The 24,143-nt window shown below is 61.0% G+C and carries 23 protein-coding genes and 1 pseudogene; 16 read left to right on the top strand and 8 right to left on the bottom strand.

The window, feature by feature from the left end; all coding sequences use genetic code 11:
* Nucleotides 1–167: 167 nt before the first annotated feature.
* Both brnQ and U367_RS0122485 read left to right on the top strand, forming a co-directional pair.
* Nucleotides 168–1,481, top strand: coding sequence for a branched-chain amino acid transport system II carrier protein (gene brnQ / locus U367_RS0122490; RefSeq protein ID WP_028615715.1), 1,314 nt, complete (start codon nucleotides 168–170; stop codon nucleotides 1,479–1,481).
* A gap of 208 nt (nucleotides 1,482–1,689) precedes the next feature.
* A complete protein-coding gene (locus U367_RS0122485) occupies nucleotides 1,690–2,427 on the top strand; it encodes a DUF599 domain-containing protein (protein WP_028615716.1) in 738 nt (245 codons plus the stop codon).
* Between the two features lie 90 nt (nucleotides 2,428–2,517).
* Here the strand turns inward: U367_RS0122485 and U367_RS0122480 are convergent, their stop codons facing one another.
* A complete protein-coding gene (locus U367_RS0122480) occupies nucleotides 2,518–2,769 on the bottom strand; it encodes a hypothetical protein (RefSeq protein WP_012723095.1) in 252 nt (83 codons plus the stop codon).
* Between the two features lie 156 nt (nucleotides 2,770–2,925).
* Here U367_RS0122480 and U367_RS0122475 point away from each other — a divergent pair, with 156 nt between their 5' ends.
* From U367_RS0122475 to U367_RS0122460, 4 genes are all read left to right on the top strand, one after another.
* Complete coding sequence (locus U367_RS0122475) at nucleotides 2,926–3,402, top strand: PaaI family thioesterase (RefSeq protein ID WP_028615717.1); 477 nt, start codon at nucleotides 2,926–2,928, stop codon at nucleotides 3,400–3,402.
* Complete coding sequence (locus tag U367_RS0122470; protein ID WP_028615718.1) at nucleotides 3,399–3,851, top strand: PaaI family thioesterase; 453 nt, start codon at nucleotides 3,399–3,401, stop codon at nucleotides 3,849–3,851. The genes U367_RS0122475 and U367_RS0122470 overlap by 4 nt, the downstream gene beginning before the upstream one ends.
* A gap of 89 nt (nucleotides 3,852–3,940) precedes the next feature.
* Complete coding sequence (gene htpG / locus U367_RS0122465) at nucleotides 3,941–5,845, top strand: molecular chaperone HtpG (protein WP_028615719.1); 1,905 nt, start codon at nucleotides 3,941–3,943, stop codon at nucleotides 5,843–5,845.
* Nucleotides 5,846–5,911: 66 nt separating this feature from the next.
* Nucleotides 5,912–6,640: a dienelactone hydrolase family protein gene (locus U367_RS0122460; RefSeq protein ID WP_028615720.1), complete on the top strand. Its 729-nt coding sequence runs from the start codon at nucleotides 5,912–5,914 to the stop codon at nucleotides 6,638–6,640.
* 98 nt (nucleotides 6,641–6,738) lie between these two features.
* Here the strand turns inward: U367_RS0122460 and U367_RS0122455 are convergent, their stop codons facing one another.
* On the bottom strand, nucleotides 6,739–7,605 hold the full coding sequence (locus U367_RS0122455) for a pirin family protein (protein WP_028615721.1): 867 nt from the start codon (nucleotides 7,603–7,605) through the stop codon (nucleotides 6,739–6,741).
* Nucleotides 7,606–7,669: 64 nt separating this feature from the next.
* Nucleotides 7,670–8,086: an OsmC family protein gene (locus tag U367_RS0122450; RefSeq protein WP_028615722.1), complete on the bottom strand. Its 417-nt coding sequence runs from the start codon at nucleotides 8,084–8,086 to the stop codon at nucleotides 7,670–7,672.
* Nucleotides 8,087–8,226: 140 nt separating this feature from the next.
* On the opposite strand from U367_RS0122450, the gene U367_RS0122445 reads away from it, so the two are divergent.
* The 3 genes and pseudogenes from U367_RS0122445 (at nucleotide 8,227) to U367_RS1000000132790 (ending at nucleotide 10,970) form a co-directional block, all read left to right on the top strand.
* Entirely contained in the window at nucleotides 8,227–9,249 is a 1,023-nt protein-coding gene (locus U367_RS0122445) for an amidohydrolase family protein (protein ID WP_028615723.1), read from the top strand.
* Between the two features lie 95 nt (nucleotides 9,250–9,344).
* Nucleotides 9,345–10,115: pseudogene (locus tag U367_RS1000000132795) on the top strand (MCP four helix bundle domain-containing protein); the annotation flags it as partial.
* Nucleotides 10,107–10,970 (top strand): methyl-accepting chemotaxis protein, encoded by an 864-nt coding sequence (locus U367_RS1000000132790; RefSeq protein WP_371923951.1) that lies wholly within the window; start codon nucleotides 10,107–10,109, stop codon nucleotides 10,968–10,970. The pseudogene U367_RS1000000132795 and the gene U367_RS1000000132790, both read left to right, overlap by 9 nt.
* Before the next feature lie 170 nt (nucleotides 10,971–11,140).
* On the opposite strand, the gene fabB is transcribed toward U367_RS1000000132790, so the two are convergent.
* The 5 genes from fabB to U367_RS0122415 form a co-directional block, all read right to left on the bottom strand.
* A complete protein-coding gene (gene fabB, locus U367_RS0122435) occupies nucleotides 11,141–12,361 on the bottom strand; it encodes a beta-ketoacyl-ACP synthase I (protein WP_016979549.1) in 1,221 nt (406 codons plus the stop codon).
* A gap of 11 nt (nucleotides 12,362–12,372) precedes the next feature.
* The gene (fabA, locus tag U367_RS0122430) at nucleotides 12,373–12,888 is read right to left on the bottom strand and encodes a 3-hydroxyacyl-[acyl-carrier-protein] dehydratase FabA (RefSeq protein WP_010211704.1); all 516 of its coding nucleotides are present in this window, start codon (nucleotides 12,886–12,888) and stop codon (nucleotides 12,373–12,375) included.
* Between the two features lie 249 nt (nucleotides 12,889–13,137).
* On the bottom strand, nucleotides 13,138–15,039 hold the full coding sequence (locus tag U367_RS0122425; RefSeq protein WP_028615725.1) for an ATP-binding protein: 1,902 nt from the start codon (nucleotides 15,037–15,039) through the stop codon (nucleotides 13,138–13,140).
* The gene (locus U367_RS0122420) at nucleotides 15,036–15,965 is read right to left on the bottom strand and encodes an ABC transporter substrate-binding protein (RefSeq protein WP_028615726.1); all 930 of its coding nucleotides are present in this window, start codon (nucleotides 15,963–15,965) and stop codon (nucleotides 15,036–15,038) included. Before U367_RS0122420 ends, U367_RS0122425 begins: the two co-directional genes overlap by 4 nt.
* A 1-nt stretch (nucleotide 15,966) precedes the next feature.
* Nucleotides 15,967–18,087, bottom strand: a complete 2,121-nt coding sequence (locus U367_RS0122415) for a TonB-dependent receptor plug domain-containing protein (protein WP_317135396.1) — start codon at nucleotides 18,085–18,087, stop codon at nucleotides 15,967–15,969.
* Between the two features lie 195 nt (nucleotides 18,088–18,282).
* Between U367_RS0122415 and U367_RS0122410 the strand changes: the two genes are divergently transcribed.
* The 7 genes from U367_RS0122410 to U367_RS0122380 all read left to right on the top strand — a co-directional run bounded on the left by U367_RS0122410 (nucleotide 18,283) and on the right by U367_RS0122380 (nucleotide 24,074).
* Nucleotides 18,283–19,308, top strand: coding sequence for an NAD(P)H-dependent glycerol-3-phosphate dehydrogenase (locus tag U367_RS0122410; protein WP_028615728.1), 1,026 nt, complete (start codon nucleotides 18,283–18,285; stop codon nucleotides 19,306–19,308).
* A 10-nt stretch (nucleotides 19,309–19,318) separates the two neighbouring features.
* Nucleotides 19,319–19,666, top strand: a complete 348-nt coding sequence (locus tag U367_RS0122405) for a DUF4389 domain-containing protein (protein WP_028615729.1) — start codon at nucleotides 19,319–19,321, stop codon at nucleotides 19,664–19,666.
* Nucleotides 19,663–20,112 (top strand): phosphohistidine phosphatase SixA, encoded by a 450-nt coding sequence (sixA, locus tag U367_RS0122400; RefSeq protein WP_028615730.1) that lies wholly within the window; start codon nucleotides 19,663–19,665, stop codon nucleotides 20,110–20,112. Before U367_RS0122405 ends, sixA begins: the two co-directional genes overlap by 4 nt.
* 85 nt (nucleotides 20,113–20,197) lie before the next feature.
* On the top strand, nucleotides 20,198–21,847 hold the full coding sequence (locus tag U367_RS0122395) for an AMP-binding protein (protein WP_028615731.1): 1,650 nt from the start codon (nucleotides 20,198–20,200) through the stop codon (nucleotides 21,845–21,847).
* Nucleotides 21,848–21,878: 31 nt separating this feature from the next.
* Nucleotides 21,879–22,322: a hotdog fold thioesterase gene (locus U367_RS0122390; RefSeq protein ID WP_028615732.1), complete on the top strand. Its 444-nt coding sequence runs from the start codon at nucleotides 21,879–21,881 to the stop codon at nucleotides 22,320–22,322.
* Nucleotides 22,323–22,419: 97 nt separating this feature from the next.
* Nucleotides 22,420–23,223, top strand: coding sequence for an alpha/beta fold hydrolase (locus tag U367_RS0122385; protein ID WP_028615733.1), 804 nt, complete (start codon nucleotides 22,420–22,422; stop codon nucleotides 23,221–23,223).
* Nucleotides 23,220–24,074 (top strand): alpha/beta hydrolase, encoded by an 855-nt coding sequence (locus U367_RS0122380; protein ID WP_028615734.1) that lies wholly within the window; start codon nucleotides 23,220–23,222, stop codon nucleotides 24,072–24,074. Before U367_RS0122385 ends, U367_RS0122380 begins: the two co-directional genes overlap by 4 nt.
* Nucleotides 24,075–24,143: the final 69 nt, after the last annotated feature.

Genomic DNA, 24,143 nt, shown 5'->3' with positions numbered 1-24,143 from the left:
TGCGTTCGTCAGCCAATTTCTGTACCCTAGCCGCCTCTTTATGCGTGCGCATCCCAAAAGGAAGCCCCGCGCTAGACCGGTCGGCTCCCATAAGGGCCGGCAGTATTTCCCTCATCCATAGGGAATCCCTCTCTAAATTCCGATTCAGTAGTGTGGTATTTCCCGAAATGAAAGTGTTGAAAAGCCAGGATATCCTGGCGTTGGGCTTTATGACGTTTGCCCTGTTCGTGGGCGCCGGCAACATCATCTTCCCGCCTATCGTTGGTTTGCAGTCCGGACCTCACGTCTGGATGGCAGCGCTGGGCTTTCTGATCACGGCCGTCGGCCTGCCGGTGGTCACCGTGATCGCCCTGGCCAAGGTCGGCGGCGGTATGGACGCGTTGAGCAGCCCGATCGGCAAGATCGCCGGTGGCCTGCTGGCGGCGGCGGCGTATCTGGCGGTAGGGCCGCTGTTCGCCACCCCGCGTACCGCCACCGTGTCCTTTGAAGTGGGCCTGGCGCCGTTGACCGGCGAAAGCCCGCTGGCGTTGTTCCTCTACAGTTCGGTGTATTTCCTGGTGGTGTTCTTTGTCTCCCTGTACCCAGGACGACTGCTGGACACTGTGGGGCGCTTCCTCGCACCGCTGAAGATCATTGCGCTGGCCATCCTCGGTATCGCCGCCTTTGCCCTGCCGGCCGGTGAAGTGGGTGTCGCCACCCCGGAATACGTGGCTGCGCCGTTCTCCCAAGGTTTCATCAATGGTTACCTGACCATGGATACTCTGGGGGCACTGGTGTTTGGCATCGTGATCGTCAATGCGATCCGGTCCCGTGGTGTTGAGTCGCCGAAGCTGATCACCCGCTACGCGATCATTGCCGGCCTGATCGCCGGTGTGGGCTTGGCCCTGGTGTACATCAGCCTGTTCCGCCTCGGCTCGGGCAGCCACGCGGTTGCCGCCGGTGCAAGCAACGGCGCGGCGGTGCTGCACGCTTATGTGCAACACACCTTCGGTTCCCTGGGCAGCGGCTTCCTGGCCGTGCTGATCTCCCTGGCATGCCTGGTCACCGCCGTAGGCCTGACCTGCGCCTGCGCCGAGTACTTCAGCCGTATCCTGCCGCTGTCCTACAAGACGCTGGTGGTGATCCTGGCGCTGTTCTCGCTGTTCGTGTCCAACCTGGGCCTGACCAAGCTGATCGCGTTCTCGATCCCGGTACTCACGGCGATCTACCCGCCGTGCATCGTGCTGGTGGCGTTGAGCTTCTGCAAAGACTTCTGGCTGGAGCAGGGGCGCATCGTCGGTCCGGTGATGCTGGTGTCGTTCATCTTTGGTTGCATTGATGCGCTCAAGGGCGCTGGCCTCGCGGATTGGATGCCTGCGCAATTGGCCAACCTGCCGCTGAGCGAGCAGGGCCTGGCGTGGCTGGTGCCGTCGGTGATGACACTGGCTGTGGCGTTTGTGGTTGATCGTATGCTCGGCAAGCGTAGCGAAGCTATCGCTTAAACAAGCGGGTTTACGTTACAAGGAAATGCCTCGTATCAATCGATACGGGGCATTTTTTATGCTTATAGAACACGATCCTGTAGGAGCTGGCTTGCCAGCGATAGCGGTGTGTCAGCCAACGTATTCTGTGATTGATATGCTGCCATCGCCGGCAAGCCAGCTCCTACGATCGCTCGTGTTTGCCAAATCGCCGCTTAATAGGACCCGCATGTCGTTTATCGAAACCAATCAAATCCACCTGCTTGCCGCCCTCTGGTTCGTCCTGTGCTGGGGCGGCTACACCCGCTATGCCACCTGGAAAGCCCGCGACACGGCCTGCCTGGCCAGCGTGCTGCATCTGTATCGCGAGGACTGGATGCGCCGCATGCTGCTGCGCGACAACCGCATCGCCGACGCCAGTGTGATCGGCAACCTCGAGCGCAACGCCTCGTTCTTTGCCTCCAGTACCCTGATCATCCTCGCCGGTATTCTCACCGTGCTCGGGGCCTCGGAGCGCGCGGTGTCGTTGCTGGCGGATATCCCCATGGTGCAGCAGGCGTCCCAGGGCATGTCGGAGATCAAGTTGTTGTGCCTGGCGCTGGTGTTCGTCTACGCGTTCTTCACATTCAGCTGGTGCATGCGCCAGTACAACTTCGCGGCGGTGCTGGTGGGTTCGGCGCCGATGATCGGTGAGCGGCATGTGTCGGAACAGGAGCGCAATGCGTTTGCCCTGCGCGCGGCGCGGGTGATCTCCATGGCCGCTAACCAGTTCAACTTCGGCCTGCGCGCTTATTACTTCGGCATGACGATGCTGGCGTGGTTTGTCAGCCCCTGGTTGTTCATGTTGATGAGCAGCGGGGTGGTGTTGGTGCTGTACCGTCGGGAGTTTCATTCCGACGTGCTGCAAGTGATGGTGTATACGCAAACGGACGCGCCGCCGCCGGAACCGGCTAAAGAAGTGGGCTAACTACGGCCTACAAATAGAAACCCAGACAAAGTAAAGCCCGCTATCTAAGCGGGCTTTCTTTTTGCAGCCAGGCTATTTCAAGCCGCGGTCTCAAGAACCGGTGGCTGGGGTAGCAGGTGCTGCTTCTTTTGCGGCGGCTGCGTTCGATTCAGCCTGAGCTTTGGCAGCATCGGCGTTTTCTTTCGCAGCGTCGTTCACTTTATCCTGAGCCTTCGCCATATCTTTCTGAGCTTGCTCAGAGTGCGCGGCGGCGTCTTGGGCTTTGTCTTCGGATTTCTTGTCGCAGGCAGCGAGACCGAGGGCAGCGGCGAGCATCATGGAAATAGCTAAAGTCTTGCGCATGGGTGTTTCTCCTTATTGAAGATATCTACTGGCCTTTCGAGCATGGCGGTTCGGCATTAGTTCCTTTTATTCCATAGATATATAAATCGCTGACTAACCGGAACTTTTGCCCACCCACCCCTTCCGCGAATCAACACTAATAAGAGTCTGGAACGAATGACCGAAAATCCCCTGTTAGAGCGCGCGACGCGCTTTGTTTCGGCCTTGCGCCATTGTCAGGTGCTGGGCATTACCGCTCATCAGGCCAGCGAGGAGGGCATCACCTTGATCATGCCCTACGCCACGCATTTAGTGGGTGATCCCCAGTCGGGGGTGATCCATGGCGGCGCGCTGACTTCTCTGATGGACACCGCCTGCGGCATGGCCACCCTGTGTGTGCTGCCGGAATTCGAAGTGTGCCCGACCCTCGACTTGCGCGTTGACTACATGCATCCCGCTGCGCCCCACAAACCCGTGTATGGCTTCGCCCAATGCTACCGGGTGACCACCGACGTCATCTTCACCCGCGGCTTTGCCTTCCAGGATGACCCCCAGCAACCCATCGCCCATGTGGTGGGCACGTTCATGCGCATGGGCAAACGCCTCAGGGGCACACAAGGATTGGGCAGCGCGATAAAGGGAGAACAGGCATGACGCACCGATTCAAGACCCGCCTGGAACAGGCCCATGAGCGCGGTGATTACGAGGCGCTGCTCAACCTCATTCCTTACGCCAAGCTCATCGGCATTGAATGCACGCGACTGGGGGATGAATTGCTGTTCCGCCTGCCGGCCAACAAGGACAATATTGGTAACCCCATATTGCCGGCGCTGCACGGCGGCGTGATTGCGGGCTTCATGGAGCTGTCGGCGGCGCTGTACCTGCTGGTGTTCACGGGCGCGCCGGGCATCCCGAAAATCATCGACTTTTCCCTGGATTACCTGCGCGCCGGGCAGTTTCGCGACACCTATGCCAAATGCCAGGTGTGGCGCCAGGGTCGACGGGTGGCGAACGTGGCTATCACCGCCTGGCAGAGCACGGCCGCAGAACCTATCGCCACCGCCCGCGCGCATTTCAAGATCGAGGAACAGAGCCGCCCTTGAAATCCTGGTCTTAGCCCCCAACTTTGATGACAACCCGCCGCCAACCCTCAAGGGCGCGGCCACTGCCATCCAATTGGAGTTTGATGACCATGAGTGTGGAAACTCAAAAGGAAACCCTGGGCTTCCAGACCGAGGTGAAGCAACTGCTGCACCTCATGATCCATTCGCTGTATTCCAACAAGGAAATTTTCCTTCGCGAATTGATCTCGAACGCCTCTGACGCTGTCGACAAATTACGTTTCGAAGCCCTGTCCAAGCCTGAGTTGCTGGAAGGTGGCGCCGAACTGAAAATCCGTGTGAGCTTCGACAAGGACGCCAAGACCGTCACGATCGAAGACAACGGTATCGGCATGAGCCGCGAAGATGCGATCACCCACCTGGGGACCATCGCCAAATCCGGTACTGCCGACTTCATGAAGAACCTGTCGGGCGACCAGAAGAAGGATTCGCACCTGATCGGCCAGTTCGGCGTGGGCTTCTACTCGGCCTTCATCGTCGCCGACCAAGTGGAAGTGTTCAGCCGCCGTGCCGGCCTCGACGCCAGCGAAGGCGTGCATTGGTCGTCCAAAGGCGAGGGCGAGTTCGAAATCGCCACTATCGACAAGGCCGACCGTGGTACCCGCATCGTCCTGCACCTGAAATCCGGTGAAGACGAATTCGCCGATGGCTGGCGCCTGCGCAACATCGTCAAGAAGTACTCCGACCACATCGCTTTGCCGATCGAGCTGCCGAAAGAACAAGCGGCCGCCGAAGGCGAAGAGGCACCTGCCCAGGAATGGGAAGTGGTCAACCGCGCCAGCGCGCTGTGGACCCGTCCGCGTACCGAGATCAAGGACGAGGAATACCAGGAGTTCTACAAGCACATCGGTCACGACTACGAAAACCCGCTGAGCTGGAGCCACAACAAGGTCGAAGGCAAGCTGGAATACAGCTCGCTGCTCTACGTACCGGCCCGTGCCCCGTTCGACCTGTACCAGCGTGAAGCGCCGAAAGGCCTGAAGCTGTACGTACAGCGCGTCTTCGTGATGGACCAGGCGGAGTCCTTCCTGCCGTTGTACCTGCGCTTCATCAAAGGTGTGGTCGACTCCAACGATTTGTCTCTGAACGTGTCGCGGGAAATCCTGCAGAAAGACCCGATCATCGACTCCATGAAGTCGGCGCTGACCAAGCGTGTACTCGACATGCTGGAAAAACTGGCGAAGAACGAGCCTGAGCAATACAAAGGCTTCTGGAAAAACTTCGGCCAGGTCATGAAAGAAGGCCCGGCGGAAGATTTTGCCAACAAAGAAAAAATCGCTGGCTTGCTGCGTTTTGCTTCGACTCACGAAGAAGGCGGCGAGCAAGTGGTGTCCCTGGCCGAATACCTGGCACGCGCCAAGGAAGGTCAGGACAAGATCTACTACCTGACCGGCGAAACCTACGCTCAGGTCAAAAACAGCCCGCACCTGGAAGTCTTCCGCAAGAAAGGCATCGAAGTGCTGCTGCTGACCGACCGTATCGATGAGTGGCTGATGAGCTACCTCAACGAGTTCGACGGCAAATCCTTCGTCGACGTGGCCCGCGGTGACCTGGACCTGGGTAACCTGGATTCCGAAGAAGAGAAGAAAGAAGCCGAAGAAGTCGCCAAGGCCAAAGAAGGCTTGGTTGAGCGTATCAAGGCGTCCCTGGGCGATGCGGTCAGCGAAGTGCGGGTTTCCCACCGTCTGACCGACTCCCCGGCGATCCTGGCCATCGGCGAAGCGGACTTGGGCATGCAAATGCGCCAGATCCTCGAGGCCAGCGGCCAGAAAGTGCCGGATTCCAAGCCGATCTTCGAATTCAACCCGGCTCACCCGCTGATCGAGAAACTCGACGGCGAGCAAAGCGAAGAGCGGTTTGGCGACCTGTCGCACATCCTCTTCGACCAAGCGGCCCTGGCCGCTGGCGACAGCTTGAAAGACCCGGCCGCCTATGTGCGCCGCCTGAACAAGCTGTTGGTTGAACTGTCGGTTTGACCCTGACGTAGAAAAACCCGCTTCGGCGGGTTTTTTCGTTCTAGTGCACCTCAACTGGAGTAAATGATGAGCCAAGTCACAGTACGTTCCGTGGTCTATCAGATTGATGGCCAATCTTACGAAAGCCGTCTCGCGTTCGATGCCAGCCACAAGGGCCCGCTGCCGGGCCTGCTGATGGCGCCGAACTGGATGGGAGTGAGTGCGGGTGCCGAAGAGATCGCCAAGAGCGTCGCCAGCAAGGGCTATGTGGTGCTGATTGCCGATTTGTACGGGCAGACCGTGCGTCCGTCGAATGGCGATGAAGCCGGTGCGGCGATGATGCCGTTGAAGAACGACCGTGCGTTGTTGAACAAGCGTATGCAGGCGGCCTTCGAGCAGTTGCAGGGCCAGACTGAGGCAGCGGTTGATACCTCGAAACTGGCGACCTTTGGTTTCTGCTTCGGCGGGTGCTGCTCCCTGGAGCTGGCGCGTACCGGTGCGCCGGTCAAGGCTGCCATCTCGTTCCACGGCACCCTCGACACGCCGAACCCGGCGGATGCGAAGAACATCAAGGGCTCAGTGCTGGTGCTGCATGGCGCTTCTGACCCATTGGTCCCTAAAGAGCAACTGCCGGCGTTCGAAGATGAAATGAACGCGGCCGGTGTGGATTGGCAACTGCTGAGCTACGGCGGCGCGGTGCATTCGTTCACCGACCCGCATGCGAATGTGCCGGGCAAGATGATGTACGACGCGAAGACGGCCAAACGGGCTTTCCAGTCGATGCATAACTTGCTGGAAGAAGTGTTCAAGGGCTGATTTTTCAGCGCCTGTTTTGGCCTCTTCGCGAGCAAGCCCGCTCCCGCATTTGACGCTGTTCACAAGTCAAAATGTGGGAGCGGGCTTGCTCGCGAATGCTACCTCACCGGCAACTCAATTCTTTCAGACTCACCCGGCACCGTCGGCCAATCCCCAGCCGCCCACCGCTGCCTGGCCTGTTCGATCACCGCTGGATCACTCGCGACAAAATTCCAATTGATCCGCCGAGGCCCATCCAGCGGCGCGCCGCCAAACACCACCAGGTGGCAATCGCTTTCGGCAAACAGTGTCATCTCCTTACCAGCCGGCAGCACCACCAGGCTGTGCACTTCAAGCGTCTCGCCGTCCAACTGCGCTTCCCCCTCCAGCACATACACCGCGCGTTCCTCATGCTCATCCGGAATCAGCAGGGTTGTGGCCGTTTGCATCTGCACCTCGGCATACAGCGTGGGCGACAGCACCGGCACCGGCGATTTGAGGCAGAACCCATCGCCCGCGATCAGGCGTATCTGCACGCCCAGATTGTCACTCACCGGCAGGCTGGCTGCCGGGTGATGGCTGTAATGTCCCGGCCCGGTCTCGTGGTCCTTGGGTGAGGCCAGCCACACTTGCAACCCATGCAGGCTAAAACCGCTGGCCTTGAGCGGCTCAGGGGTGCGTTCGACATGGGCAATCGCGCTGCCGGCCGTCATCCAGCTCACATCACCGGCCTGCACCACCTGATCCGAACCCAGGCTGTCCTTGTGCTGCAGCGCACCTTCAAACAAATAGGTGAGGGTCGACAGCCCGATATGCGGATGCTGGCGGATATTCATGCCATCGCCCGGTGCGTAACGAGTGAGCAGCATATGGTCGAAGAACACAAAAGGCCCGACGCTGCGGCATTCCCGCGACGGCAGCGGGCGCAGGATCGGTTGGCCTTCGACATCTTCGGGGCGAGGGCGGATCACGGTGAGGGTGGTCATGGTGCGTCCCAGTCTGAGCGGGTTAGATGCTGCTGAGCATAACCCGCTCGGAAGGATGTTGCCGCTATTGGCTGAAGGCGCCTTCCGACAGCTTTGTCTCGATGGTGACGTCGGCGGTGGTCATCAGCTTGTGCACCGGGCAGCGATCTGCCACACGGTGCAGTTCGTCGCGTTGCTCGTCGGTGAGCACGCCCTTGAGCGTCAGCTTGACGTTGAGCTTGTATTTGCCCTTTTGCTCTTCGGTGGCGTCGTGGGTGACTTCCACAGTCACGCCGGTCAGCGGAATGTCTTTCTTCTGCGCGTAGAGCTTGACCGTCAGCGCTTTGCACGACGCCAGCGCGGCATCGAAGTAGTCATGGGGGGAGGGCGCCGAATCGTCGCCGCCCAGGCTTTTAGGCAGGTCGGTAAACAACTCATGGTTATTGATATTGACGCTATGACGGAAGTTGTCCTGGTTCAGGGTATTCACGGTAACAGGCATGGTAAACCTCACAGGGTGGCAGGATGAAGGTCATGCAGTTATAGAGCATGCTGGCACTTCGGTGTTCCGTGTTTTTTGCCGGATGAACCCTGGCAGCCTGAGCAAGGTCTACCCGTATCAGCCCTTATCGAGGTTTTATCGTGCCGTTGACCCGCCTGACGCTTGCCCTGTTGCTCACCACCAGCAGCCTTGCTGCGCAGGCCCGCGACTATGCCTACAGCGACGCGCACCTGCATTACGTGGATTTCTTCCAGGAAACCGCGGGCATGGACAAGCTGCTCAATGCCATGGCTGACAGCCGCATCGAGCATGTGATGATTTCCGGCATCCCGGTCGCCAAGAAATGGCACGAAGATGAACCCAAGCGGCCGCGCTACTACGCCGGTGACGATGCCGATGCCTACTGGTACAGCGCCACCGATGTGATTGTGGCCGCAGCGGTCAATAAACTGAGCCCAGAGCAACGCCAGTATTTTCATCCGTTCCTGTCCGGCTTCAACCCCAACGACAAGAACTCGGCCGCCCATATCCAGCGCATGCTCGACCTCAACCCAGGGCTGTGGCAAGGCATCGGTGAGGTCTTCACCCGCCATGACGACCTTACCGCCATCACCGCAGGCGACACCCCGCGTGCCAATAACGAAGCCATGACCCGCATCTATCACCTGGCGGCAGAAAACGACCTGCCGGTGATGCTGCACTCCAACATCACCTCCAAGCGTGAGCGCAATCCGCTGTACCTGGCTGAAGTGGAAGAGCCGCTGCGCAACCATCCGCACACCCGCTTTATCTGGGCCCACGCCGGCACCAGCAAGGAAATCCACCGCCATCAGGTGCAGATGGACTTTTTGCTGCCGACCCTGAGCCGCCTGCTGGAGGCTTACCCCAACCTGTACATCGACCTGTCCTGGAGCATGCTCACGCCGTATTTGCTGGATGACGCAGGGCAGCCGCGCCCGGAGTGGGTCAAGCTGGTGGAGCGTTTCCCGGAGCGGTTTATGCTGGGCTCGGACGTTGTAGGGCGGTTCAACAAGCTCGGTAAGGAAATGCGCCGCTTCGACCCGTTCCTGGATGCCCTGCCGGAGGACGTCGCTCGCAAAGTCGCACGGGACAACTTTTTGGCGATCCTGCCTAAAGCGCCCCGCGATGGTGTAGCACGTTGATATCGCGTTTTCGTCTTACGCAAAACGAGCAATAGGCCGATACCTTTCAAGAGCCAGCTGCAAATGGATGCAGCGAAATTGGAAGGAGCCAAGGCATGAGTATCAGAAGTCTGAATATCGCCCCGCGCGCGGGCTTGGGGTTTGGCCTATTGGCGTTGATGGTATTTGCCCTGGGCGGCTTTGCCCTGTTGCAGATGGCCAATATGCGCCAGCAATCGGACCAGGTGGAGAATAACTGGCTGCCCAGCGTGATGGCGGTGGGGCAGATGAGTCAGGACTTGCTGCGTGTTCGGGCGCTGACCTTGCGCCTGCTGGTCAACCGCGATTCCCAGGCGCTGGCGCAGAACGAACAGAAACTGGGCGAGCTGAAAAGCGGCCTGCATCATGCGCAGACCCTCTACGAGGCGCTGATTGTGCTGCCCGAGGAACGCACGCTGTTTGATCGCTTCAAGGCCCAGGAGCAGCAATACCTGCAACGCCAGGAGCAGGTCATGGGGTTTTCGAAGGCCAACCAGCTGGAAGACGCGATCAGGGTGGTCAATGGCGAGATGAACCAGATCGCCGATGAAATGGCCACGACCCTGCACGAACTGGTCAACCTCAACAAAGCCAATGCCAATCAAGCTGCAAGCTTGGCGCAAAGCGTGTTCAGCCAGTCGCGCAGCTGGGTGGTCGGCATGATCGTGCTTACGGCGCTGATTACCATCGGCCTGGCAGTGTGGCTGACACGCAGCATCGTGTTGCCCCTGGCCCAGTCTCTGAAAGTCGCCCAGGGCGTGGCCAGTGGCGATCTGACCGGCGAGATCCATGTGAGTGGCAATGATGAGCCGGCGCGTCTGCAGCAGGCGCTCAAGGGTATGCAGGAGAATCTACGCGATACCATCCGGCGTATCTCCGAGTCGTCGAACCAGTTGGCGTCCGCCTCGGAGGAGCTTAGCTGCGTGACTGAAGACGCCACCCGTGGTTTGCACCAGCAGAATCAGGAAATCGAGCAGGCCGCCACGGCGGTGAACCAGATGACGGCAGCCGTGGAGGAGGTGGCAAGCAACGCAGTGGCCACGTCCCAGGCGTCCCGCGAGTCCGACCGCATTGCCCAGCATGGGCGCGAGCAAGTGCATCAGACTGTGGTGTCGATCGAGGCGCTGGCCACTGACGTGACCGACAACGTGACGCAGGTCGAGGATCTGGCGCAGAAGGTTTATGGCATCAGCAAGGTGCTGGACGTAATCCGCTCGATTGCCGAGCAGACCAACTTGCTGGCGTTGAACGCGGCGATTGAAGCGGCGCGCGCCGGGGATGCTGGGCGTGGGTTTGCGGTAGTAGCCGACGAAGTGCGGGCTTTGGCTCATCGCACCCAGCAGTCGACCCAGGAAATCGAGCAGATGATCAGCGGGATCCAGCAAGGCACCGATCAGGCGGTCAGCTCGATGCAGCAGAGCAATACGCGAGCACGCTCGACCTTGGATATCGCCAAGTCGGCGGGCACGGCATTGGAGGAAATCGCCTCGGCGTTCACCTTGATCAATGAACGCAACCTGGTGATCGCCAGCGCATCCGAGCAACAGGCGGCGGTGGCGCGGGAGGTGGATCGCAACTTGATCAACATCCGCGACCTGGCGCATCAGACATCGACCGGGGCGAATCAGACCAGTGCGGCGAGCCAGGAGTTGTCGCGCTTGGCGGTGGACCTGAACACGATGGTGGCGCGATTTTCGGTGTAGGGCCGGGTACCGAGTTGGCGCTATCGCAGGCAAGCCAGCTCCCACAGGGGAATGCGTTTCAAATGTGGGAGCTGGCTTGCCTGTGATGAAGCCGACTCGGTCTCAAATCCATTACCCACAAAAAAGCCCCGAACCAGTCGGGGCTTTTTCATGCAATCAAGCTACAGGTCTTACTGACCCTGCCAGCGTTTCAGCACCAGGGTAGCGTTAGTGCCACCAAAGCCGAAGCTGTTGCTCATCACGGTGTCGATTTTTGCATTCTCAACGGTCTTGGTCAGGATCGGCATGTCAGCCACCACCGGATCAATCTCGTCGATGTTGGCCGAACCGGCCATGAAGTTGCCTTCCATCATCAGCAGGCAGTAGATCGCTTCGTGAACGCCAGCGGCGCCCAAGGAGTGACCGGACAGGCTCTTGGTAGAGCTGATGGCCGGAGCCTTGTCGCCGAATACCGCACGCACGCCTTCCATTTCCTTGGCGTCGCCGACCGGAGTCGAGGTGCCGTGGGTGTTCAGGTAGTCGATTGGGGTATCTACAGTGGACATGGCCATCTGCATGCAACGGATGGCGCCTTCACCGCTTGGGGCAACCATGTCGTAGCCGTCGGAAGTGGCGCCGTAGCCGACGATTTCCGCGTAGATCTTGGCACCACGGGCCAGAGCGTGTTCCAGCTCCTCGACCACCACCATGCCGCCACCGCCGGCGATGACGAAACCGTCACGCTTGGCGTCGTAGGCGCGGGAGGCCTTTTCCGGGGTTTCGTTGTACTGGGTGGACAGTGCGCCCATGGCGTCGAACAGGAACGATTGGCTCCAATGTTCTTCTTCACCGCCGCCGGCGAACACGATGTCCTGCTTGCCCAACTGGATCTGCTCAACCGCAGTACCGATGCAGTGTGCACTGGTGGCGCAGGCGGAGGAAATCGAGTAGTTCACGCCCTTGATCTGGAAAGGCGTGGCCAGGCAGGCCGACACAGTGCTGCCCATGGTCCGCGTGACACGGTACGGGCCGACACGCTTCACGCCTTTTTCGCGCAGGATGTCCAGCGCTTCCATCTGGTTCAGGGTCGATGCGCCGCCGGAGCCGGCGATCAGGCCGGTGCGTACGTTCGAGACCTGGTCTTCGCTCAGGCCGGAGTCGGCGATTGCGTCTTTCATCGCCAGGTAGGCGTAGGCGGCAGCGTGGCCGACGAAGCGATAGATCTTGCGATCGATCAGCTCTTCGAGGGGCAGGTCGATGGAGCCGGAAACCTGGCTACGCAGACCCATTTCGGCATATTCCGGGTTGAAGCGGATGCCAGGGCGACTTGCACGCAGGTTAGCGGTGACGGTCTCTTTGTCATTGCCCAGGCAAGAAACAATGCCCAGACCAGTGATAACGACGCGGCGCATGCGGATAACCCTTAAAAGTTGTCAGTGGATGTGAATACGCCGACCCGAAGGCCTTCGGCAGTATAGATCTCGCGACCGTCGACGCTCACCGAACCATCGGCGATGGCCAGGTTCAGCTTGCCCTTGAGGACGCGCTTGATTTGAATGTTGTAGGTGACTTTCTTGGCGGTCGGCAGGACCTGGCCAAAGAACTTCACTTCGCCCGAACCCAGGGCACGACCGCGGCCCGGCAGGCCTTGCCAGCCGAGGAAGAAACCGACCAGCTGCCACATGGCGTCAAGGCCCAGGCAGCCTGGCATCACAGGGTCGCCTTCGAAATGGCAGGCGAAGAACCACAGGTCCGGGGTGATATCCAGCTCGGCGACCAATTCACCTTTGCCGTACTTGCCACCCTCTTCGCTGATATGGGTGATGCGATCCACCATCAGCATGTTCGGGGCGGGCAGTTGCGCGTTACCTGGGCCGAACAGCTCACCGCGACTGCAGCGCAGCAGGTCTTCCCGAGTAAAGGCGTTTTGTTTGGTCATGCGAGCTCCTCAATAATCCCATGCGGCAGGGTAGGGTAAATCTTCCCGAACCGAATGAAGCGTTCATGCCTCATGTCGGCAGCCTACACATAGACTATTGCGTTGTAGTGAAAGTCACAGCGGCAAGGCACTGAATGTACACTTGTTCACTGAAATTTTAAACCGGGCCTGTTTATGGGCCCGTTCGGGTGCCTAAGACTGCCGCACTTTCGCCTTTCACGCCAGTCGGAGTTGGCTGATGGCGCGGCGCTATTGCACCCAACGCTGCAGGATTTGCTGCAAATCCGTGCGTTTGAACGGCTTGGCCAGGTAATCGTTCATTCCCGCTGCCAGGCAGGCTTCACGGTCGCCCTGTAAAGCGTTGGCGGTCAGGGCGATGATCGGCAGATCGGCACAGCCCGGTAACTGACGGATTTGCCGGGTGGCTTCATAGCCGTCGATGACCGGCAGCCGACAATCCATCAGGATTGCGGTGAAAATCAGGCTCTCGGCGCTGCGGATCGCTTCGGCGCCGTCGGTGGCCAGGCTCACTTCGAAGCCCAGGCTGCGCAGCATGGCCTCAACCACCGTGCGGTTGACCGGGTTGTCTTCCACCAGCAGCACGTGACGACCATCACCCGCGCCGGCTTTGCCGTCGGCGTCGCTGGCAATCGGCGGCACGCTGTGCTGGTCGATGGCCAGGGGAATTTCCAGGGTAAACACCGAGCCGCGGCCTTCTTCGCTTTGGGCACGCAGGGTGCCGCCCATGCGTTCGGCCAGGGTGCGTGCGATGGGCAGGCCCAGGCCGGTGCCGCCGTAACGTCTTGAAATGGAACTGTCAGCCTGCTGGAACGCGTCGAACATCGCCTCCAGGCGTTCGGCGGAAATGCCTATGCCGCTGTCACGCACGGTGCACGTGAACCACACCAGTTCATGGTCGAGGGTCTGCCAGTGGGGCTCGACACTGACGCTGCCGTGCTCGGTGAACTTCAAGGCGTTGCCGATCAGGTTCACCAGGATCTGGCGGATCCGCGTCGGGTCTCCCTGCACCTGCAAGGCGTCCATCCCCAGCGGGATCGCCAGTTTCAGCGCCAGCCCACGTTGCTGGGCGCTGTGCTGGAAGGCCTGCGCGCAACTGTTGATCAGGTCCGCCAGGTTGAACGGAATATGCTCCAGTTCCAGGGCGGCGCGTTCGATACGCGAGAAGTCGAGGATATCGTTGATCACCTTGAGCAAATGCTCGGTGGACTCCGAAGCCAGTGCCGCGTACTCGGTCTGCTCCTCGGTCATCTCCGTGGTTTCCAGCAACTGCAACATGCCCAGCACGCCATTCATGGGCGTGCGCAGTTCATGGCTCATCATCGCCAGGAACTCCGACTTGGCGTTGTTAGCGCGCTCAGCTTCTTCGCGGGTCTGGATCAACTGGGCCATGGCCTGCTGTTGTTCGCGACTGGCCTGGTTGAGGCCTTCGGCAAGGTTGTTGATATGCCGCGACAGGTCGCCCAGCTCCGAGTCATCCACAATCGGCAGCGGCGTCTGGTAGTCGCCTTGCTGGATCGCCTTCACCGCATGGCCCATGGCGCTGATCGGCTGGGACAGGCTGGCGGCCAGGCGCCGCGCGAGCAGGAAGGTAAACAGCAGGGCAAACAGCGCGAGGATGCCGGCCTTGAACAGGATCTCCTGCTGGCGCTGGCTGAACGCGTCGTTGGACATGCCGACGATCACCCGGCCCAGGTAATCGGCGCGCGGTGCCTTGGATTCGTTGAGGTTGTCCTGGAAGAAATCGTTACCCAGTTGAATGTGTTGCAGACGAATCGGTGCCTGGAACACTTTCACCGACAGTGAGCGGTCGTGCTTCTCCGACGGTTGCTCGACATACACCAGGATATTCTCGCTGCTGTCCTGGATCTCCAGGAAGCGCACGTGCGGCGTGGCCAGCGTCGCGCGCAACAGGCTGTCGAGCACGTCATTGTTGCCGGAAATCACCCCGTATTCGGTGGCCGGCGCCAGTTGGTTGGCGATCAGTTGGCCGGTGTGGTCCAGTTCTTGGCGCAAATCCTGGATACGCACAAAGGTGAAGAAGCTGATCAACAGCAACGTCAGCAACAGCGCCGGGCCCAGGGTAATGAGCTGGGTACGGGTGTTGATGTCCCAACGACGACGCAAGGTCATGGGCGTTTTTCTCCTTCGGCCAATCGGGTGGCGACGCTGGCTTCGTCCACCTGTTCGATCCCCAGTGAGCGCGCGACTTGCGGGTTGCCCACGACTTTGAAGCGATCCGGGTACAGCGAGCGCGGCCAGTTGGCCGGCGAATGGTCGAGTAGACGGTCAAGCACGGCCAGCCAGTCAGCCTGGTCGCTGTAGGTGCTGGCCAGGCTGCCGGCTCGTACGAAGCCCGCGTTCGGGCCTATCAGCGGCAATTGCTGGGCGTAACTGCTCAGCAACAGGTTCTTCGCGGTTTTCGGGTTGTACAACTGCGGGTCGTCGAGGCCGAGCAGCACATCACTGTTGCGGAACAGGATTTGGAGCGGTCGACTGTCATTAATGTTGTCCCAGAGCTGGGGCACGATCTCCAGGCCTAGCGAGGTGGAGTGCTGTTTCAGCTCGGGCAGCAGGAATTCGCTGTCGGCGCCATAAAGCACGCCGATACGCCGCGCCTGCGGCAGGATGCCCGCGATCAGGCGCAATTGGCGATCCAGCGGCGGGTCGCTCCACAGCAGGCTAATGCGTGGGTGCGGCATGCTGCCCAGGCGCTGATGGGCTTGCAGGCGGCTGATGCGCAGCACCAGGGTCGGTGGGCCCTGAGGCTCTTGCAGGCGCCAGTCGAGGCCGGGCAGGTCCAGCAGGATCAAGCGCGTGGTTGCCGGCAGGCGGCCGGGTGCCGGCAAGTCTTTGAGGGCTGTAAAGGTGACACGGTCTTCGGGGCGTTGCTGTGCCAGGGCCTGGGCAAAGGCTTGCACACCGGCGCCGTCTTCAGCGGCGGTCAGCAGGATATCGGCACTCCACGCCGGCGCGGCCAGCAGCAGGCAGGCGAGCAGCACGGCACGCCGCCAAAGCCGAGTGATCAACACGCCAGTCATCCGTGACGAGTCGCCCATGTCAGAACTCTAGCTCGGCACTGAAGTAGAGCACGTGGCGATGGTCATAATTGTTGTCGGCCCAGGTGGTGGGCTGGTTGTCGAGGCGTTCTTGCAACATGCCGGCCAGCTCCACGTTGGCTTTGCCCAGGGCAATGCGCTTGGCGACCCGCAGGTCGACCCGTTCGAAGCGATATTGGTTGAGTGCGTCATCGCCATAGTAGAACAGCGCGCTGGACCAACCCTGGCCCCACTCACGCAACCAGCCGGCGGAGCCACTGTTGCGCGCGGTCTGGGCTTTGTCCAGCGGGTTGCTGGTGCTGGCGTCGACGTAAGCATAGGTGAGCCGCAGGCGGTCGGCGTTGCTCACACGCCAGTCGAATTGGGACTCTGCGCCGGTAAACCGGGCGCTGTTGGCGTTGCTGGCAATGTACTGGTTATTGCGCAGCGGCGAGCTGATCATGTCGGTGATCTCGTCGTAGAACAGTTTCACGTCCATGTTCAGCCCGATGTCGGCAAAGAAGCCGTTGTACCCCAGTTCCCGTGACTTCATCATCTCTTTATCGAGGTTACCTGGGCCCCGGGTCTTTACGAAGTATTGCCCGGTGGTCTGCCCGTAGGCCGGGGAGCTGAGGTTGGTGACGCGGTAGCTCCAGTTGACGTTGTTCTCGAACATGTCCGGCGAGCGGATCGCCTCGGAGTACACCGCACGCAGGCCGTGGCGCGGGTTGATCAGGTAGTTGACCGCCACCCGTGGCGTCAGCGAGTTGCCGCTCAGGTGAGTGTCTTCATACATGGCGCCGCCTTGCAGCAGCCAATGCTCGCTGGCGCGCCATTCCAACTGGCCGAACAGGCGCCAGGTGGTGTCGTCCAACGTGCCGTTGAAGTAAGTGTCGGAGTCGGCGCGGTCATAGCGGTAGTTCATGCCGCTGACCAGGCGCAGGCTGTCGGACAGGCTGAGGGTGTCTTGAATCTCCAGGTCGTAGCGGCTTTCGCGGGTGCTCTGGTCGATGTCGCCGCACACGCTTTGACTGGCACCGTCGCGCCACTGTTGCAGCACTTGGTTGGCCAACGCCTGCTCGGCTGCGCTGCCCGGTGGTGCGCTGCCCTGGCTGTAGGTGTCCATGTGCCGGGCCAGCAGTTCGGCGTAGTTGGGATTCATCTGCCACAACTGGGTCAGCTCGGGGCTGAACGAGACCTTGGCGTCACACGCCTTCCAGATTTGCTGGCGGTCCCACTGCTGGGCGGAGCCCTGGATATACAGACTGTGATCCGGGTTGAAGTCGAAGTTCCAGCGCAGGGAGCCGGCATAATCCTTGGCGGTGACGTCGGAATTGTTACCGCCCTCGGTAATCCCGGCGAAGACCGGGCTGTAGGTATACGGTCGCTGGTTTGTGCCTTCTTTCGCATCCAGTTGCAAGTCGATGCTTTGCTGCGTGTTCAGCGTCTGGCTGATCGCCAGGCTGAAGCGGCTGAGGCGGCGGCTGTCACGACGGTCGGCCCCGGATGCATCGCTGTCGAAACCGTCGTCTTGCTGCCCGGACAGGGACAGGCGCAAGTCACCGGTTTCCCAGCCTGCGCCCTGGCTGGCATAGAAATCATTGATGCCGCGTTCGCCACGCACCACTTTTACCCGCGTGCCGTGGCTGTTGGCCGGCGAGCGCGTAAGAATGTTCACCACCGCCATCAAGGCATTGGCGCCGTAGCTGACGGTATTGGGGCCACGGAATACTTCGATGCGCTCGATATCCTCCATGGCCACCGGAATGTCGCTCCAGTCCACGGTGGCCAGGCCCGCGCGGTACACCGAGCGGCCGTCGATCAACACCTGCATGCGCCGCGCATCGCTGGCACTGGTGCCGTGGTAGTTCACCGCCGCCTGATTGCCGCTGGTGTAGCCGACCATCATCCCCGGCACAAGGCGCAGCAACTCACTGATATCCCGCGCGCCACTGGCTTTGATCAGCTCGCTGTCGATCACGGTCATGCTGCCGGGCACGGCGGCGGCCGATTGCTTGAGGCGCGTGGCCGTCAATACCTGGGGCAGCGGCTGGCTGTCGAGGAACAGGTCGTCGGCCATGGCAGGCGTGCAGCACAACAGCATCAGCCACAGAGATGAACGGGGAGGAGGGCCCAAATACACGGCACGGCCTTGATAATTGCGGATAGCCGCCCATGTTAACTGAGGTGGGGCCTTTTGCCAGTCGCCGGACTTGCAATTACTCCATGTAAATGTGGCATTTTCCGACAAACGCGCGAATTGATACGGGGGCTGGCCGCCAGCGGGTCGGCCCGTATAATGCCGCCATCGCCACTGGTATGGATTAACGGATTGCATATGACTGAACAGCGCCCTATTGCGGTCCTGGGAGGCGGAAGTTTTGGTACCGCCGTGGCAAACCTGCTGGCCGAGAACGGCCACGCTGTGCGCCAGTGGATGCGCGACCCCGAACAGGCCGAGGCCATTCGGGTGCACCGGGAAAATCCGCGTTACCTCAAAGGCATCAAGATTCATCCGGCGGTCGAGCCGGTCACCGACCTGCTCGAAACCCTCACGGCGTGCGACCTGTGCTTCGTCGCGCTGCCCTCCAGCGCCTTGCGCTCGGTGCTGGCGCCCCACGCCGAGCGTCTGGCCGGCAAGTTGCTGGTCAGCCTGACCAAGGGCATCGAGGCACAGACCTTCAAGTTGATGAGCGAAATCCTCGAGGAAATCGCTCCCCAAGCGCGCATTGGCGTGCTGTCCGGGCCGAACCTGGCACGGGAAGTGGCCGAACACGCGTTGACCGCCACCGTAGTCGCCAGTGAAGACGAAGAACTCTGCGAACGTGTCCAGGCCGTGTTGCATGGGCGCACTTTCCGCGTCTATGCCAGCAGCGACCGTTTTGGCGTCGAGCTCGGCGGTGCACTGAAAAACGTCTACGCGATCATCGCCGGCATGGCCGTCGCGCTGGGCATGGGCGAAAACACCAAGAGCATGTTGATCACCCGCGCCCTGGCCGAGATGACCCGCTTTGCGGTGAACCAGGGCGCCAACCCAATGACCTTCCTGGGTCTGGCAGGCGTGGGCGACTTGATCGTCACCTGCTCCTCACCGAAAAGCCGCAACTACCAGGTGGGTTTCGCCCTTGGCCAGGGCCTGAGCCTGGAAGACGCGGTCACGCGCCTGGGCGAAGTCGCCGAAGGGGTCAACACGCTCAAGGTGCTCAAGGCCAAGGCCCAGGAAGTCGGTGTGTATATGCCGCTGGTCGCCGGGTTGCACGCGATCCTGTTTGAAGGGCGCACCTTGGACCAGGTCATCGAGTTGCTGATGCGTGCCGAGCCGAAAACCGATGTCGACTTTATTTCCACCAGTGGTTTCAACTGAGGAACGCGTCATGAACGATCCGAAAGCAGCTCCCAAGTACGAATCCATTGGCCTGCGCATTCTGTGGATGCTGGTGTTTGCCCTGGTGTGGCAAGTGGCGCAGTTCCTGCTCGGCGCGCTGGTGGTGGTGCAGTTGATCTACCGCCTGGTCTACGGCGCCCCGAACCTGGGCCTGATGAACTTTGGCGACAGCCTCAGCCAGTTCCTGGCGCAGATCGGCCGCTTCGGCAGCTTCCACACCGACCAGAAGCCGTGGCCGTTCGCCGACTGGCCGACCCCGCGCGCACCCGAGGGCGAAGCCGCCCACAGCGTGCCGCCGGCGCCACACCCGGTGCGCGATGAAGAGCCGAAACTGTGAAGCTGTGGATCCTGCGCCACGGTGAGGCCGAAGGGCATGCGCGCACCGATGCCGAGCGCAACCTCACCGAGCATGGCCGCGCCGAAGTGTTGCGCAGTGCTGCGCAACTGATCGGCCAGCCCCTCAGCGCGATCATTGCCAGCCCCTATGTGCGGGCGCAGCAGACCGCGCAGCTGGTGCGTGAGGCCTTGGGCTTTGAGCCTGAGATTCGCACAGTGCCGTGGCTGACGCCCGAGGGTAATCCGTCGCAGGTGCTGGAAAAGCTCGACACTGATGACAATGTGCTGCTGGTCAGCCATCAACCGTTGGTGGGCAGCCTGATCAGCTTTCTGCAGCACGGCCACCAGCGCCAGCCGCAGCCGATGCACACCGCCAGCCTGGCGGAACTGGAAGGGGATTTCCCGCTGGCGGGGCTGATGAGCCTGGTCAGTGTGAAGAACCCGTAGGCTTTATCGCGGCTTTGTGTGTGCTATATAGTCAACCAAGCAAGTGCTTGGTTGGCTATCGTCGGACCACAAAGGAGCGCGTCCCATGCCCGTCGCTTTTCGTTTGCCGTTGCAGGTCTTCTTCGAACGTGAAGCGCGACATCCGCGCCAAACCTTTCTGGTGCAGCCGGTCGGTGGTGGCGACGTGCAAAGCCTCACCTGGGACGACGTCGGCCACCAGGCCCGCTGCGCCGCGCACTGGCTGCGCGCCCGGGAGTTGCCTCCCCGCTCGCACATTGCGCTGATTTCGAAAAACTGCGCCCACTGGATCATTGCCGACCTGGCGATCTGGATGGCCGGGCATGTCTCGGTGCCGCTGTATCCCAATCTCACCGCTGATTCTGTCGCCCATGTGCTGACCCATTCCGAGGCGGCGCTGGTGATTATCGGCAAGCTTGATGATTGGCCAGCCATGGCGCCCGGCGTGCCTGCGGATGTGCCGACCATCAGCCTGCCGTTGTGCCCAGCGGGCGAATTCGATTTCAGTTGGGCCGATCTGCAAGCCTGCTCGCCGATCCAGGATGAGCCGGCACCTGCGGCCTCGGACCTGGCCACCATCATTTATACCTCCGGCACTACTGGCCTGCCGAAGGGCGTGATGCACACCTTCGGCGCGTTGGGGTTTGCCGCCACCCGTGGTACGGAGTTGTTTGGCTTGGGTGAGGGCGACCGGTTGTTGTCCTACCTGCCGCTGTGCCATGTGGCGGAGCGGATGTTTGTCGAGATGGCCTCGATCTATACCGGGCAAACCGTGTTTTTCGCCGAAAGCCTGGAGACGTTTCTGACGGACCTGCGTAGGGCACGTCCGACCGCACTGTTTGGCGTGCCGCGTATCTGGACCAAATTCCAGATGGGCGTCTACGCCAAGATTCCCGCAAAGCGCCTGGACACCTTGTTGCGCCTGCCCTTCATCGGTAAGCGTGTGGGCCACAAGGTACTCGCCGGCTTGGGCCTGGACGCGTTGCGTATCGCGCTTTCGGGAGCGGCGCCTGTGCCTGAGGCGTTGCTGCGCTGGTATCAACGCCTGGGCCTGGATGTGCTTGAGGTGTATGGCATGACCGAGAGTTGCGGCTACTCCCATGTCTGCCGCCCCGGCCAGCAGACCCTCGGTTGGATCGGCTTGCCGTGCCCCGGGGTGGAAGTGCGTATCGACCCGACAGGCGAAGTCCAGGTCCGCAGCGGCGCGACCATGCTCGGCTACTACAAGGACCCGCAGAAAACCGCCGAAACCATCACCGCCGAGGGTTTCCTGCGCACGGGCGACAAAGGCGAGCAGGACGCCGAGGGGCGTTTGCGCCTGACCGGACGGCTCAAGGAAATCTTCAAGACCAGCAAAGGCAAATACGTGGCGCCGGCGCCGATTGAAAACCGCTTGGCCGAGCATCCGCGTATCGAGCAGGTGTGCGTGGTGGGTGATGGATTGATCGCGCCGATAGGCTTGTGCGTGTTATCGGCAGTGAGTGAGGACTTGCCAACCCTGCGTGCCAGCCTGGAGCGCTGGCTGGAACAGGTCAACCGGGCGCTGGATAAGCATGAGCGCCTACGCCAATTGGTGGTGGTCAAAGACAGTTGGGCGGTAGAGAACGGCTTCCTGACGCCGACCTTGAAGATCAAGCGCAACGTGATCGAATCGAGTTACGGCGAATATTTCCAGACATGGAGCGAGCGTTCCGAAACCGTTCTGTGGCAGGATTAGGGCCGTAATAAAACCAATAAGGACACTCTCCATGAGCCTGTGGCGCACCCAACCGAATATCGAGCAACTCAACGCAATCCAGAAAAACACCATCGGTGAACTGCTGGACATCCGTTTTGAAAGCTTCGACGACGAATCCCTGACCGCGAGCATGGTGGTCGACCATCGCACCCATCAGCCCTACGGCTTGCTGCATGGCGGCGCTTCGGTGGTGTTGGCCGAGAGCGTCGGCTCCATGGCGGCCTATCTGTGTATCGACCCGAGCAAGTTTTATTGCGTGGGCCTGGAGGTCAACGCCAACCACCTGCGCGGTGTGCGCAGCGGGCGGGTGACAGCGGTGGCCAAGGCCGTCCATATTGGCCGCACTACCCAGGTCTGGGACATCCGCCTGACCAACGATGAGGGCAAGGCCAGTTGCGTGTCGCGCCTGACCATGGCTGTGGTGCCGCTGGGCGAGAACCCGCCGGCACGATAGGTGTGGCGTGAGTGTCATCATTCCTGGCAGTTACAGTCATTGCTGTGCCGGCCGGGCATGGTGACAATCAATCTCTGTTTTTGTAGATGGATCCGGTATGTCGCAGCACGTGTTTTTTGCCCACGCCAATGGTTTCCCCTCGGCCACCTACGGCAAGTTGTTCGCCGCCCTGGCTCCGGAGTACGCGGTGGCTCATCTGCCACAGCACGGTCACGACCCCCGGTTTCCGGTGGACGATAACTGGCAGAACCTGGTGGACGAGCTGATCCACCACCTGGAGCAGCAACCGGAACCGGTGTGGGGCGTGGGCCATTCTCTCGGCGGCGTGTTGCACCTGCACGCGGCCATGCGCTGCCCGCAGTTGTACCGTGGCGTGGTCATGCTGGACTCGCCAGTGCTGACCCGCGCCGACCGTTGGGTGATTCGCGCGGCCAAACGCTTCGGGTTTATCGACCGGCTGACCCCGGCCGGGCGCACCTTGGGCCGTCGGGAAGAATTCAGCGACCTGGACGCCGCGCGCAGCTATTTCTCCGGCAAAACCCTGTTCCGTGGCTTTGACCCCGAATGCTTTGACGCCTACCTGCAACACGGCCTGCTGCAAGTGGGTGATCGCCTGCGGCTGCGTTTCGATCCGGCCACCGAAATCAGCATCTACCGTGGCGTGCCCCACACCAGCCCCGGCCAAGTGCGCCAGTTGAAGGTGCCACTGGCGGTGGTGCGCGGCCGGCAGAGCAGGGTGGTGATGCGTCACCACGCCAGCGGCGTCGGGCGCCTGCCCATGGGCGAAATGCTCACCATGCCCGGCGGCCACATGTTTCCTCTTGAACGGCCCCAAGACACCGCGACGCTGATCAAGAACCTGTTCTCCCGCTGGGAAGCCCGCGAGCGCAACTGCGCATGAGCACCCCGGTTGAAGAGGTGCGCCTGAGCCTGCCCCATATCGAACTGGCGGCCCATTTATTCGGGCCCGAGGACGGTTTGCCGGTGATCGCCCTTCATGGCTGGCTGGACAACGCCAACAGCTTTGCGCGGCTGGCGCCAAAACTTCAGGGGTTGCGCATCGTTGCGCTGGATATGGCTGGGCACGGGCATTCGGCGCATCGTCCTACCGGTGCCGGTTATGCCTTGTGGGATTACGTCTTTGACGTGCTGCAAGTCGCTGAACAACTGGGTTGGAAACGTTTTGCATTACTTGGCCATTCCCTCGGTGCCATCGTGTCCTTGGTGTTGGCCGGCGCGTTGCCGGAGCGTGTGACGCACCTGGGATTGATCGACGGTGTGATCCCGCCGACCGCCAGCGGTGAGAATGCCGCCGAGCGGCTGGGCATGGCCTTGCAGGCGCAATTGAACCTGCAGGACAAGCGCAAGCCGGTCTACAGCACCCTGGATCGCGCGGTCGAGGCACGCATGAAAGGCGTGGTGGCTGTCAGTCGCGAAGCCGCCGAACTGCTGGCGCAGCGCGGTTTGATGCCGGTGCCGGGTGGTTACACTTGGCGTAGCGACAGCCGTTTGACCCTGGCCTCACCGGTTCGCCTGACTGAGGAACAGGCGATGGCTTTCGTGCGACGCGTGAGTTGCCCTACCCAGTTGGTGGTCGCTGCCGACGGCATGCTGGCGAAACATTCCGAATTGCTTTCCCTGTTACCCTTTACCGTAACCACGCTGCCAGGCGGCCACCATTTACACCTGAATGATGAGTCCGGCGCGGTCCTTGTTGCAGACTGTTTCAATCGGTTCTTCTCCGCGCCTTGACTTGGGGCGGTCAACTGCCGAGGCTGGGCGGATTGAAAGGGAGTCAACCATGAACAAACTCAACACCGC

Source organism: Pseudomonas canadensis (assembly GCF_000503215.1).
Classification (GTDB): Bacteria; Pseudomonadota; Gammaproteobacteria; order Pseudomonadales; family Pseudomonadaceae; genus Aquipseudomonas; species Aquipseudomonas canadensis.
The sequence above is the reverse complement of the archived record's forward strand: the minus strand, read 5'-3'. Positions and strand labels throughout refer to the sequence as shown.